The sequence below is a fragment of the Halorubrum aethiopicum genome (assembly GCF_001542905.1).
Classification (GTDB): Archaea; Halobacteriota; Halobacteria; order Halobacteriales; family Haloferacaceae; genus Halorubrum; species Halorubrum aethiopicum.
This window is the reverse complement of record NZ_LOAJ01000001.1, coordinates 1,178,169-1,190,927: the sequence shown is the minus strand read 5'-3', so window position 1 is coordinate 1,190,927 and position 12,759 is coordinate 1,178,169. Positions and strand designations below refer to the sequence as shown.

Here is a 12,759-nt window from a genome sequence, read left to right as displayed (position 1 = left end):
CTCGGCCGACTAATATGAAGACGGGTGCCGGCTCTCGCGATGCGGGAACCGCCGCCTCAGTACGCGTCCAGTCCCGCCTCGATCCGGTCGAACCCCTCCTCGATCCGCTCGGTGGAGTTCGCGAAGGAGAGGCGGAGCCGGCCGGGCGTCGAGTCGCCGAAGCCGTCGCCGGGCGCGAGCACGACGCCGTGCTCCTTGAGGAGGAACTTCGCGACGTCGATCGCGGGCGCGTCGAGGCCGGGGTCGAGGTAGGCGTAGAACGCGCCCTCCGGACGGGGACACGAGAGGCCGTCGATATCGGCGACGCGGTCGACGACGAGGTCGCGACGCTCCCGGAAGGCGTCGTACATCTCCTCGTACGGCTCCTGCGGGCCGGTGAGCGCGGCGATCGCCGCGTGCTGGGCGACGCTCGACGCGCAGGCGGTCGTCGACTCGTGGACGCGGGTCACGTCGTCGATCACGTGGTCGTCGCCGGCGAGCCAGCCGAGCCGCCAGCCGGTCATGGCGTACCGCTTCGAGCAGGAGCCGACGGTCAGGACGTGGTCGGGGTGGCCGGTGTAGGCGGCGATGCCCTCGGCGGGGCCGTCGTAGGTGAGCCCGAGATACACCTCGTCGGCGATCACGTAGGCGTCGTGGTCGGCGGCGGCCTCGACGACCGCCCGGCACTCCTCGGGGTCGAAGACGCGGCCGGTCGGGTTCGAGGGCGTCGTGAGCACGACCGCGGCGGTGTCGTCGCTCATCGCGTCGATCACGCGGTCCGCCTCGAGGTCGAACCCGGTCTCGGCGGGCATGGGCACCTCCCGGAACGTGCCGTCCGCGAGCCGCGCCTGCGTCGCGTAGTTGGGCCAGGTCGGACCGGGGACGAGCAGCTCCTCGCCCGGCGAGACGGTCGCGAGCGTGGCCAGGTGGAGCGCCTCCATCCCGCCGACGGTGACGACGATCTCCGAGGGGTCGTGTTCGACGCCGTAGTCGCGCGCGAGCGTGTCGCTTATCGCCCGGCGGCAGGCGGGCATCCCGGCGTTGGAGGTGTAGTGGGTCGCGCCGCCGCGGGCGGCGTCGGCGGCCGCGTCGATCACGTGTCCGGGCGTGTCGAAGTCGGGCTCGCCGACCTCGAGTCTGACGAGGTCTCCGCCCTGCTCCTGGGCGAGGTCGTACATCACGCGGATGCTCGATCGGTCCGCGTTCCGGACGCGGTCGGTCGGCGTGGGCATACGATCCCCACGCGGATCGGTCCCAAAAGGAGTCGGGTCGCGGAAATCGTCGGGAGGGTCTGCGCCGCGTCGCCGCGGACCGGCGGCCCCCGCTACACCATGTCGCCGCGGACCGACGACCCGTCCTGGTCGGCGCGCTGGGCCGCCAGCGCGTCCGCGACCGCCCCGGCGACGTCGTCGTCGACGCCGAGCGACGCGAGCGCGGCGGGCAGCGTCGGCATCGCGAACGCCGCCTCACGGAGCCGGGAGAGGGCCTCCTCGTCCCGGCGGCCGTCCGCCCACAGACAGACGCCGCGAGGGTCGAGGACCTCGCCGTACGCCTCCCGAGCGAGCGCGCCCTTGAGCCGCTGGGTCACGTTGTCGCCGAAGCTCGCGTTACACACCTCGAGGTGGATCGGGGCGTCGGCATCGGTGCCGGCGGCGTCCGCGTCGATCCCGGCGAGCAGCTCGGCCGCGAGGCACTTCTCGGGGGCGGCGTAGCCGTTGTCGCTGGCGCGCACGCGGTCGGGGTTCGCCTCCGCCCACGACGCGCGAACCGTCGATCCGACCCCCTTGACCCCGTACTCCGCCTCGAAGTCCGCCGCGGCGTCCGCGTCGCTCTCCATCAGCACGTCCTTCGTGAGGTAGACGTCGAGCCGGTCGATCGGGTCGAGCCCGAGCGCGACGTCGCCGAACGCCCACACCTCGCGGACGGGGACGGGCATCTCCTCCTCCTCGACGCGGTCGACGATCGCCTCCAGCCGGTCGACTGCCCGCTCCAGTTCCATCGGCCCGCGGTACGGGCGGGTCGGCCATACGGGTTGCGCTCGGCGTGGGGACGACGGGGAGTCGACGACCGGCTACCCGTCCGCGCCGATCCCCGCCACCCGCTCGGCGACCGACGCCCAGTGGCTCCCCTTCCAGAACCACTGGCCGCAGTCGCGACACCGCCATCGAGGCCGGGGATCGTCGGGGACGTACGACGGGGGATCGGCCGCCCCGTCGACCCGCTCCAGCGGGCCGTTACAGGAGCCACACCGGGTCGGCTCCGTCGCGATCGAGACCGGATAGCCCGCGTCGGCGACCTCGCGGAGCTGGTCGAGCACGTCGCGCTCGGTGAGAAGCAGGGAGTCGTCGACGCGGGCGGCGAGCTCGCGGTCACGGGTGAGGAGGGTCCGTTTCTCGGCGGCGGCCAGCGCCGCGAGCCGGTCGTCGTCCTCGACGCCTTCATCGAGCGCGTACGCCGCGTCGTACCCGCAGAACCGGAGGTACCTCGCGAGCGCGCCGCACATGACGTCGAGGAGGACGCGGGGCGGGTCGTCCCCCGTGGGATCACGAGTCACGGCTTCGTGGCTACGCGAGAAAGTCGCGAAGCTCGTCGATCGGGTACGCGTTGAGCACGTCGGCGGTCTCGGCCCAGCCGCGGCGGGCGGTGTGGACGCCGTACCGGGCGTTGTCGAGTTCGCGGGGCGCGTGCGCGTCCGTGTTCACGGCGACGGTCGCGCCCGCCTCGATCGCGGCGCGGACGGCGGCACCGTCGGCGTCGAGCCGGGCGGGGTTCGCGTTCACCTCGATCGCGACGCCCTCGCTCGCGGCCGCGGCCGCGACCCGCTCCATGTCGGGATCGAGCCCGCGGCGCTCGTTGATCAGCCGGCCGGTGGGGTGACCGAGAACGTCGACCTCGGGGTGTTCGACCGCCCGCACGAGCCGCTCGGTGGCGGCGTCAGGCTCCGCGTCGAGCGCGGCGTGCGGGGAGGCGACCACGACGTCGAGGTCGGCGAGCGTCGCGTCGTCGGTGGTGATCCCGCCGTCGGCGTCGATGTTGGCCTCGATGCCGTGGAGCACCTCGACGTCGGCGTCGACCGCGTCGGCCGCCTCGGCGACCGCCGCCGCCTGGTCCGCGATCTCGGCCTCCTCGAGCCCGACGTTTCCGAACACGCCCGGCCCCGCGGCGTGATCGGTGACCGCGTGGTACTCGTGGCCGCGGTCGGCCGCGGCCGCGATCATCTCCGCGACCGTGAACGCGCCGTCGGACCAGTCCGTGTGGGTGTGGAGGTCGCCGCGAAGGTCGTCGGGGGCGACGAGATCGGGGAGATCGCCGGCGGCCGCGGCCGCGACCTCGCCGGTGTCCTCTCGGAGCTCCGGCGGGACGTACGCCAGGTCGAGCGCGTCGTACACGCCCGTCTCCGTCTCGCCGGCGACCCGATCGCCGACCCGCTGACCGGCGTCCGGGTCCTCGACGTCGCGCACGTCGAAGAGGCCGTACTCGTTGAGCTTGAGCCCGCGGTCGATCGCGCGGTTACGGACCGCGACGTTGTGCGCCTTCGAGCCCGTGAAGTATTGGAGGGCCGCGCCGAACTCCGCGTCGTCGACGACCCGCAGGTCGACGCGGGTGCCGTCCGCGCGGACGCTCGCCTTCCCGGTGCCGGCCTCGATCGTCGCGTCCGCGGCCGGCCAGTCGACGAAGGCGTCGACGACCGGCTCGCCCTCGTCGCTCGCGACGAGCAGGTCGATATCGCCGATCGTGTCCTTCCACCGGCGGATCGAGCCGCACACCTCGACGCGGGCGACCCCTTCGAGGTCGGCGAGGTACGCGAGGGCGTCGTCGGCGACGGGCCGGGCGTCCCCGAGCCGCGTCCGCTCCTGCGACTCGCGCGCGAAGGGGAGGTTCTCGAGGATCGACTCCTCGGTCTTCGCGCCGAACCCCTTCACCTCGCGGATCTCGCCCGCCTCGGCTGCCGCCTCCATCTCGTCGAGCGTCGTGATCGCGAGCGCCTCGTACAGCGTCCCGACGGTCTTCGGGCCGACGCCCTCGATCGCGGTCAGCGCCTCGATCTCGACCGGCAGCTCCTCGCGAAGCTCCTCGAGTTCCGCGATCTCGCCCGTCTCGACGTACTCGACGATCTTCGACGCGATGGCGTCGCCGACGCGGTCGATCTCGGCGACCGCCTCCTCGCCCTCGGCCGCCAGGTCCTCGATCGGGGTCGGGTGTTCGCGGACGTTCTCGGCCGCGCGGCGGTACGCCGTGGGCTTGTACTCGACGCCCGTCGCCTCGAGTCGATCCGCGAACTCCTCGAGGAGCGCCGCGACCTCGTCGTTCCGGCTCATTCGACGACCCGTTCGGCCGGCCGGGTCTTATACTGTCGGCCGTGACGGTCGATCGCGGATCCATCACGGATGGAATCACTCAGTACAGTCGAAGTAACGATCGCGGTGGCGCGCCCGGGAGCGGGCCGCAGGCCCGCGACCGGAACGCGAGGGACGTCGCGAGCGTGGCGAGGTGCGAACGAAGTGAGTACCTCGATTGCGAGCGGTGTAACCGCGAGCCGCGAGCGGCGAGGCTGGGGAGGCGTGAGGCGCGGGGCGGGTGCGTTCCCGCGAGTAGCGAGGGACCGAAGGTCCCTCTGACAGCCGGCGCTTCGCGCCGGCGACGAAGCGAGCGGGAGCACGGAAGTCGCAGCCCGCGCAGCGAACGGAGTGAGCGAGCAGGACCGTCTTCCAGTGGTCGGGTGGACTCAAAGGGGCAGCCGGGAGGACGAAGCACACCGACGTAAGGACCGCAGGGAGCGAGCAGCGCGAGCGACTGAGGACCGCAGCGAGGTGCGCGAGTCCTCCCGGCTGGGGCTTTGGAGACGTTCTCCGCAGTCACGTTTTCAGCAGCGTACAGCCGAGCGGCTGGGGCGTTGGTAGTGTTCACCGCGCCAGCAACGATCCCGTTCTACTCGCCTCGATCCCCATCGAAACATCCGTGACGCCGACGCTCGCCGAACGACCCCGATTCGACCAAAAAAACCGGCCACCGCGACGCCGTCAGTCGTCCGACGGCGAGGACTGCTGTTCGGTCCGCGCCGCCTGCGGCGCGAGGTTCTTCCGGCTGGCGTCCCACTCCGAGAGCCCGTAGACGAGCCCGTAGAGCAGGCCGACGCCGATCGGCAGCAGGACGAGCGGCGTGATCCGGGTCGCGCCCCAGACCAGCAGCATCACCGAGGCGACGAGGATGACGGTCACCGCGTAGTACATCTGCGTCCGCACGTGGTCGATGTGGTCCGCCCCGGTGAACGTCGACGACAGGATCGTCGTGTCCGAGATGGGCGAACAGTGGTCGCCGAAGATGGCACCGCTGAACACCGTCCCCACCGCGACCGGCAGGAGCGTCGGAGCGGAGCCGCCGATGCTCCACGCCAGCGGAATGGCGATCGGCGTGACGATGGCCATCGTCCCCCAGGACGTCCCGGTGGAGAAGGCGATCACCGCCGAGGCGAAGAGGATGACGACGGGCAGGAGCATCGGGGAGATGATCGTCTCCGCGACGTTCGTCACGTAGATACCAGTCCCGAGCTCGGTCGTGACGGTACCGATGGTCCACGCCATGACGAGGATCGACGCCGCGGTGATCATCATGCTGAACCCGTCGATGATCGTCTCCATCGCCTCCTCGAGGTCCATCAGGCCGCCGGTGACCCCGCTGATCAGGCCCATCGCGACCATCGAGAAGGATCCCCACAGCAGGGCGTCGACGAACGCGGCGTTGCCGACGATGTCGATGAGCGCCGGGTTCTCGCCGGCCGCCGCGATACCGGTGTAGGCGGAGCCGGCGAAGACGACGGTGATGAGCGAGCCGACGGGGAGGAGGAAGTACCGGAGCTGCGGCGAGTCCGTCGCCATCTCGCCCAGGCTGTCCTCGGCGCTCTGCATCGGGACCGCGTTGTCCCGGAGCACCTTCCCGTGTTTCCACGAACGGTGCTCGGCGTCGAGCATCTCGCCGAAGTCACGCTGCGTGATGATGATGATCCCCACCATCACGATGGCGAACAGACAGTACATGTTGAATGGGATGCTCTGGAGGAACAGGCTGAACGCCTCCGGAGCCTGTCCGGAGATCCCGGCCGCCTCGTACCCCTGTTCGATCATGCTCAGCTGGTAGACGACCCAACTGGAGATGCCGAACGTCGCCACCGGCGCGGCGGTGGAGTCGATGATGTACGAGAGCTTCTCTCTGGACATCCGCATCTCGTCGGCCATGTCCCGCATCGTCGTGCCGACGATGGCGGTGTTGGAGTAGTCCCCGAAGAACCAGAGCATGCCGAAGATCCAGGTCGCCAGCCCGACCTTCCGTTGTGAGTCGAGCCGCGATGTGGCGGCGTTTCCGATGGCTTTCGCCCCACCGAGCCGCCATATCATGGCGACCCCGCCGCCGAGGAACATCACGATCGTGAGGATCTTGGCGTTGAACAGGCTCTCGCCGAGTGACGAGACCGTCCAGTTGAGCGTCTGGATGATCCCGATGCTCCCCGTGAAGATGATCCCGCCAGACCATATCCCGAGGAACAGCGAGAGGATCGCCCGACGGGTGACGATCGCGAGAACGATCGCCAGGAGCGGCGGGACGACCGAGATCGCCCCGAACGTCTCGGCTCCCGTCATCGGCTGCTCCCCGTGCCGCGAGATGCTTCGAGACGACCCGCCGGCGGGTCGTGGCTCGGTCCGTGCTCCGTTCCGGTGGTTAGGCTGTGTACAGGTAACATGTGCGACTCCCTACCACGTCCGGTGTAGTGTCGAGAGATATCGTACATAAACCCACCGATGTCCAAACAAAATGTGTTAATGTAAACACGTGAACCGTGAACAGTAGTCGAATCGATGAATTCCGTCGTTCGATCGGCGAGACAAGTAACGCGAATCTCGTGTTTTCTGGCGGATCGTTGACCGGCAAAACGTTCCGCGGTCGGGCTCGATCGCCTCGTCGGGCGTTCGCGTCCGCGGATCGTCGAGGGGGACGGCGGTTCGGATCACTCGGTGATCCACAGTCCCGCCGCCGCGAGCGCGGCCAGGGCGACGGAGCCCGCGAGCAGCGCGAACGCGGGACGGAACCCGGCGACGTCGGCGGTCGCGCCGACGATCCCGGGCGCGAGCGCGCCGGCTCCCATGAGGAGCGTGCGGATCGCCCCGAGCCCGCCGCCGGCGATCCGATCGGGGAGCTCCTCGATCAGATAGGCCCCCCGAACGGGGCGATACCCGTGCGAACCGATCCCGAGAACCGCGACGAGCACGCCGAGAACGAGCGGGCCGGCGTCAACGAGGACGACGACCCCGATGAGCGAGGCCGCAGCCAGCCCGAGCGCGATCGTCATCACCGGGAGGCGGCCGAGCCGGTCGGAGAGGTCGCCGGAGACGAGCTGGACGAACGTGACCGCGAAGAGGACCGAGTACAGCAGGCTCGCCGTGGAGGTGGAGAGCCCGGCGGCCCGGGAGAGATACAGCGGGAAGAAGGCGACGGCCCCGTTGTACGCGAACGAGGAGGCGATCGTCACGAGCACGAACGCCGCCATCCGCCGGTCGCGAAACAACACGAGGTAGTCGCGCGGTCGCGGGTCGGGCCCCCCGCGAGGCTCCCCGCGATCGGCGTTCTCGGGGAGCCGGCCCGGAACGCGGAGCGCGAACGCGGCCGCCACCGCGAGGACGACGACCCCGGAGACGACGAACAGCCCGCGCCAGTCCGCACCGGGCAGACGAGCCAGCACGCTCGCGAGAAACGGCGGGGCAGAGAGGAAGAGCACGACGGCCGCGGGCGCGGCGACCCCGCCGAGCGCGCCGAGGGTGTCGTGCGCGCCGAGCGCGCGACCCGTCCGCGCCGGGTAGACGCGCGCGATCAGCCGCACCGCGACCGTCTTGTGCGCGCCGGTCCCGCCGCCGATGACGAGCATGACGGCCGCGAGCGCGACGAAGGGGGCGTCGACGGCGAGCGCGAGCGCCCCAACCCCCGCGACCGCCGCGCCGACGGCCATCACCCGCACCGCGCCGACCCGATCGGCGAGCGCGCCGCTCGGGAACTGCATCAGCGCGTACACCAGCATGAATCCGGTGTAGGCCGTCCCGACCGCGGCGTTGCTCACGCCGTACCCCGTCTGGAGGGACTCGAACAGCGGCGGAAACGCGTACCGGATGAACTTGCCGAGGAACCACAGAAGCGCCGTCAACAGGAGCACGTCGTACTCGGCGAGCCGCCGGAGGTCCATCGGTCGCCCTTGTCCGGTCGGGCTCTTAAACCGGAGGAAGTCGGCAGGGTTGGCGGACGGGAGAGCCGACGGGCGTGGCTACCCGAACGGGCCCTTGCCGCCGCCCATCATGTCGCCGAGGCCGCCGCCGCCACCGCCGCCCATCTTCTTCATCATGCGCTGCATGTCGCCCTCGCCCATCCCCTGGAACTGCTCGATGGTCCGCTCCATCATCGAGTGCTGTTCGAGCAGCTGGCGGACCGTCTCCTCGTCGGTCCCCGAACCGCGGGCGATCCGGCGGGTTCGCTCCTGACCGACGACGCGGGGGTTCTCGAGCTCCTCGTCGGTCATCGAGTCCATGATCCGCTCGAACTTGCGCATCCGGTCTTGGGTCACGTCCATCGCGTCGTCGGGAAGCTGGTCCATCATCCCGCCGCCCATCCCGGGGATCATGTCCATCACCTGGTCTAAGGGCCCCATCCGGTTCATCGCGTCCATCTGTTTTTTCATGTCCTTCAGGGTGAAGCTCCCCTCCAGCATGTCCTCCGGGTCCCAGTCGTCGTCCTCCTCCTGGGTCTCCTGCATCGCGCGCTCGACGCGCTCGGAGAGCTGTTTCAGGTCGCCCATCCCGAGCAGCCGCGAGATGAACCCGGAGGGCTCGAACCGCTCGATGTCTTGGACCGTCTCGCCGGAGCCGAGGAAGGCGATGGACGAGCCCGTCTCGTTGACGGCGGTGAGCGCTCCCCCGCCCTTCGCGGTCCCGTCGAGTTTGGTGATCACGACGCCGTCGATCCCGATCGACTCCTCGAACTGGCGGGCCTGGTCCTTGGCCCCCTGGCCGATGGCGGCGTCGAGCACGAGCAGCGACCGGTCGGGGTCGACCTCGCGTTCGATCTCCTCGATCTCGGCGATCAGGTCGTCCTCGAGGGCGTGTCGGCCCGCGGTGTCGACGATGCGCACGTCGGCGTCGGCGGTCGCCTCCATCCCCTCGCGGGCGATCTCGACCGGGTCGTCGCCGTCGGGGTCGCCGTAGAAGTCGACCTCCGCCCGCTCGGCCATCTGTTTCGCCTGGTCGTACGCGCCGGGGCGGAAGGTGTCCGTCTGGATCACGGCCGGGCGGAGTCCCTTCGTCGAGAACCACCACGCCATCTTGGCGGCGGAGGTGGTCTTCCCGGAGCCCTGAAGCCCCGCGAGGAGGATCGTCTGCGGCTCCAGCGGCAGCGCCGTGGAGTCGCCGACGAGGTCGACCATCTCCTCGTAGACGATCTTGAGGACGTGGTCGCGGGCGGTCGTGCCGCCGGGCGGCTCCTCCTCCAGCGCGCGCGTCTCGATCGAGTCCGACAGCTCCATGACGAGGGAGACGTCGACGTCGGCGGAGAGCAGCGACCGCTGGATCTCCTTGACGATCTCCTCGACGTCGTCCTCGTCGAGACGCGTCTTCCCCTGGAGCGTGTCGAGGCTGCTCCGCAGGGACGTTCCGAGGTCGTCGAGCACCATTTACCGGAGGTAGGCGGGCCACGCGGTAAAGGCTTTGTTCGTCGCGGGAGGGGTTCCGGACGGCTCCCGTCGGACGCCCCGACGACTACTTTCGGACGGATCGACCGGGCAAGTTCCCGGTGGATTCGGCGTCACGAACCACGAACTCGCCGTTCACGAGCACGTGGTCGATCCCCCTCGGATGCCGTCGCGGGTTCTCGAACGTCGCCCGACTCTCCACGGTGACCGGATCGAACACGACCAGGTCGGCGTCCATCCCCGGCCGGAGGACGCCCTTCCGGTCGAGTCCCATCGCACGCGCCGGAAGCGACGTCATTTTTCGCACCGCCTCCTCGACGGTCAGAAGGTTCTCCTCACGGACGTAGTGTCCCAGGATCCGTGGGTACGTGCCGTAGACGCGAGGGTGCGGTTTGCCGCCGAACAGTCCGTCGGACCCGACACAGACCCGCTCGTACGAGAGGATGTCTCGAACGTCCGATTCCTCGAGCATGTGGACCGTCATGCTGACGCCGAGCTCCTCCTCGACGAGGAGATCGCAGATCGCGTCGACCGGCTCTACGCCGCGCTCCGCGGCGATCGCGGCCACGTCCATCCCCTCGACGTGTTCGTTCGCCTCCGTCTCGACGTTCGCGATGACGACGTTCTCCCAGCCGGTGAGCTTGCCGATGTTCTCCCACTCGTCGACGCGCCACTCCTCGATGTCACGACGGATGCGTTCCCTGGCCGTCTCGTCGGTCAGGAGTTCGAGCGTTCCGTCCGGTCCCTCCGCGTGAACCCACGGCGGGAGAACGGCCGAGAGCATCGTGCTGCCGGCCGTGTAGGGGTACTGTTCGGCCGTGAGGTCGACTCCCCGTTCACGGGCGGTCTCGACGAGTTTCCTCGCACGGTCGGCCTTTCCGTGTTGCATCGGACCGGCGACCTTGAAGTGAGAGAGGTGAAGCGGGACGTTCTCCTCTGCGCCGACGTCGACGAACTCGTCGAGCGCCTCCCAGATCCACCGCCCTTCGCTCCGGACGTGTGCGACGAACGGCCGCCCGTACGGTCCGAGACGGGCGGCCAGTTCCCGTATCTCGTGTGTGTCCGCGTAGGTACACGGCGTGTATATCAGCCCCGTCGAGAAGCCGACCGCCCCGTCCTCTAACGCCTCGGTGACCAGTTCTCTCATCTCCTCGAGTTCGTCGTCGGTGGGAGCGCGGTCGGCCATTCCGAGCACGTCGAACCGAACGGCTCCGTGCCCCACGAGGAGCGCCACGTTGGGCGCGACGCCGTTCTCCTCGACGGCGTCGAGATAGTCGGCGACGCTTCCCCAGCTCCACTCGACGTCGACGTCGCCGGCGAGCGCGCCGAGCTGTTTCGCCCACTGGTCGGCACCGCCCTCGCGGTACATCGGAGCCATGGAGAAGCCGTCCTGACCCAGTACCTCGGTGGTGATCCCCTGTCGGATCTTGGGCGCGAGCGTGGGATCCGCGAACAGTTCCAGATCCGAATGCGAGTGCGTATCGATGAATCCCGGACACACCACCTTTCCCTCCGCGTCGACGGTCGTTTCCGGATCGACGTCAGGAGATGACTTGCGGTGTATCGACTCGATCCGACCGTCCTCGACGGTCACGGCACCGCGGAACCACGGTGCGCCCGTTCCGTCGACGATCCGAGCGTTCTCGATGAGCAGGTCCGTCATGCGAGGTGGTCCCGTTCCGTCCTAGAAAAACCCGCCCCCGTCCATTCTCGGGTCGGAGCGAGCGAGGCGCTTCACTCGACGGCGACGAAGATCCGACGCCGACGGGGAGACGCCCCGGCGTTCACTCGCCGTCGGACCGTTCGTTCGCCTTCTCGACGGCCGCGTTCAGGAGGACGTTCACGCCGGTGACGACGTCGTCCCACTCGGTGAACTCGTCTTCGGTGTGGCTGACGCCGCCGACGCTGGGGACGAACACCATCCCGGTCGGACAGACGCGGTTGAGATAGCTCGCGTCGTGGCCCGCCCCGCTGACGAGTCGGGTGGCGTCGGCGTCGAGCGCGGACGCCGCGTCGGCGACCGCTTCGACCACGTCGTCGTCGAACGACTGGGATTCGATCCGCATGATCACCTCGTGTTCGGCCTCGATCCCCTCGCGTGCGGCGGCGTGGTCGATCTCCTCGCGAACCCGGTCGGCCGCTCTGTCGACGACGGCGTCGTCGTAGGAGCGGAAGTCGACCGTGAACTCCACGCGCTCCGGGATGACGTTGATCGAGTTGGGGTCGACGTCGAGCGACCCGACCGTCCCCACGAGGTCGTCGCCGCCCGTCCCGGCGATGCGTCGGACCGACTCGATCACGTCGCTCGTCGCGACCAGCGCGTCGTTCCGGAGGTGCATCGGCGTCGGTCCGGCGTGGTCCGCGCTGCCCGTGAACGCGGCGTCGAACCAGACGAAGCCGTAGACGCCCTCGACGACGCCGACGGCAAGCCCGGCGTCCTCGAGTTTCGGCCCCTGCTCGACGTGGAGCTCGAGATAACAGTGGAGGTCGCGGGGCTCACACGGCTCGTCGCCGCGGTAGCCGATCCGCTCGAGTTCCTCGCCGAACACGTTCCCCTCCTTGTCCTCGAGGGAGTGCGCGAACTCGAGGTCGAACTTCCCCGCGAACACGCCGCTTCCCAGCATGTCCGGCTGGAACCGGACGCCCTCCTCGTTGGTCCAGGAGACCACCTCGATCGGCCGTTCCGTCTCGACGCCGGCGTCGTTCAGCGTCTCGACGATCTCGAGGCCGCCGAGCACGCCGATGACGCCGTCGTACCGACCGCCGTTGTACTGGCTGTCGACGTGGGATCCGACCATCACCGGCGGAAGGTCGTCGTTCCGACCCGCACGTCGTCCGAAGAGGTTCCCCATCTCATCGACGCGGACCTCGAGCCCGGCGTCCTCGAACCACTCGACCAGCGTGTCCCGCGCTCGCGCGTTCTCCTCGGAGAGCGTCGGCCGGTTCACGCCGCCCCGCTCCGTCGCCCCGATCTCGTTGAAGCGATCGAACCGGTCTCTGAACCGTTCTCCCGATATCGTTCGTGGCATGTTTCGATGGAACGACTGTTCCGGCTTTCA

The 12,759-nt window shown here is 69.5% G+C and carries 9 protein-coding genes; all 9 read right to left on the bottom strand.

What is annotated here, in order from left to right:
- Positions 1 to 56: 56 nt before the first annotated feature.
- Complete coding sequence (locus tag AXA68_RS05755) at positions 57 to 1,211, bottom strand: pyridoxal phosphate-dependent aminotransferase (protein WP_066413998.1); 1,155 nt, start codon at positions 1,209 to 1,211, stop codon at positions 57 to 59.
- A gap of 92 nt (positions 1,212 to 1,303) precedes the next feature.
- Entirely contained in the window at positions 1,304 to 1,978 is a 675-nt protein-coding gene (locus tag AXA68_RS05750) for a DUF7095 family protein (protein ID WP_066413997.1), read from the bottom strand.
- A gap of 72 nt (positions 1,979 to 2,050) precedes the next feature.
- Positions 2,051 to 2,533 (bottom strand): Mut7-C RNAse domain-containing protein, encoded by a 483-nt coding sequence (locus AXA68_RS05745; protein WP_066413995.1) that lies wholly within the window; start codon positions 2,531 to 2,533, stop codon positions 2,051 to 2,053.
- A 10-nt stretch (positions 2,534 to 2,543) separates the two neighbouring features.
- Positions 2,544 to 4,298 (bottom strand): DNA polymerase/3'-5' exonuclease PolX, encoded by a 1,755-nt coding sequence (gene polX / locus AXA68_RS05740; RefSeq protein ID WP_066413989.1) that lies wholly within the window; start codon positions 4,296 to 4,298, stop codon positions 2,544 to 2,546.
- A 702-nt stretch (positions 4,299 to 5,000) separates the two neighbouring features.
- Positions 5,001 to 6,614, bottom strand: coding sequence for a Na+/H+ antiporter NhaC family protein (locus AXA68_RS05735; protein ID WP_066413987.1), 1,614 nt, complete (start codon positions 6,612 to 6,614; stop codon positions 5,001 to 5,003).
- Between the two features lie 365 nt (positions 6,615 to 6,979).
- Positions 6,980 to 8,206, bottom strand: a complete 1,227-nt coding sequence (locus tag AXA68_RS05730) for an MFS transporter (RefSeq protein ID WP_066413985.1) — start codon at positions 8,204 to 8,206, stop codon at positions 6,980 to 6,982.
- Positions 8,207 to 8,284: 78 nt separating this feature from the next.
- Positions 8,285 to 9,682 (bottom strand): signal recognition particle protein Srp54, encoded by a 1,398-nt coding sequence (locus AXA68_RS05725; protein ID WP_066413984.1) that lies wholly within the window; start codon positions 9,680 to 9,682, stop codon positions 8,285 to 8,287.
- Positions 9,683 to 9,767: 85 nt separating this feature from the next.
- Entirely contained in the window at positions 9,768 to 11,363 is a 1,596-nt protein-coding gene (locus AXA68_RS05720) for an N-acyl-D-amino-acid deacylase family protein (protein ID WP_066413983.1), read from the bottom strand.
- 121 nt (positions 11,364 to 11,484) lie between these two features.
- Positions 11,485 to 12,729, bottom strand: a complete 1,245-nt coding sequence (locus AXA68_RS05715; protein WP_066413978.1) for a Zn-dependent hydrolase — start codon at positions 12,727 to 12,729, stop codon at positions 11,485 to 11,487.
- Positions 12,730 to 12,759 lie beyond the last annotated feature (30 nt).

What these genes read in the sequence shown, in the direction of transcription:
- AXA68_RS05755 (WP_066413998.1), bottom strand. Translation starts at nt 1,211, where the DNA reads ATGCCCACGCCGACCGACCGCGTCCGGAACGCGGACCGATCGAGCATC.
- AXA68_RS05750 (WP_066413997.1), bottom strand. Translation starts at nt 1,978, where the DNA reads ATGGAACTGGAGCGGGCAGTCGACCGGCTGGAGGCGATCGTCGACCGC.
- polX (WP_066413989.1), bottom strand. Translation starts at nt 4,298, where the DNA reads ATGAGCCGGAACGACGAGGTCGCGGCGCTCCTCGAGGAGTTCGCGGAT.
- AXA68_RS05735 (WP_066413987.1), bottom strand. Translation starts at nt 6,614, where the DNA reads ATGACGGGAGCCGAGACGTTCGGGGCGATCTCGGTCGTCCCGCCGCTC.
- AXA68_RS05730 (WP_066413985.1), bottom strand. Translation starts at nt 8,206, where the DNA reads ATGGACCTCCGGCGGCTCGCCGAGTACGACGTGCTCCTGTTGACGGCG.
- AXA68_RS05725 (WP_066413984.1), bottom strand. Translation starts at nt 9,682, where the DNA reads ATGGTGCTCGACGACCTCGGAACGTCCCTGCGGAGCAGCCTCGACACG.
- AXA68_RS05720 (WP_066413983.1), bottom strand. Translation starts at nt 11,363, where the DNA reads ATGACGGACCTGCTCATCGAGAACGCTCGGATCGTCGACGGAACGGGC.
- AXA68_RS05715 (WP_066413978.1), bottom strand. Translation starts at nt 12,729, where the DNA reads ATGCCACGAACGATATCGGGAGAACGGTTCAGAGACCGGTTCGATCGC.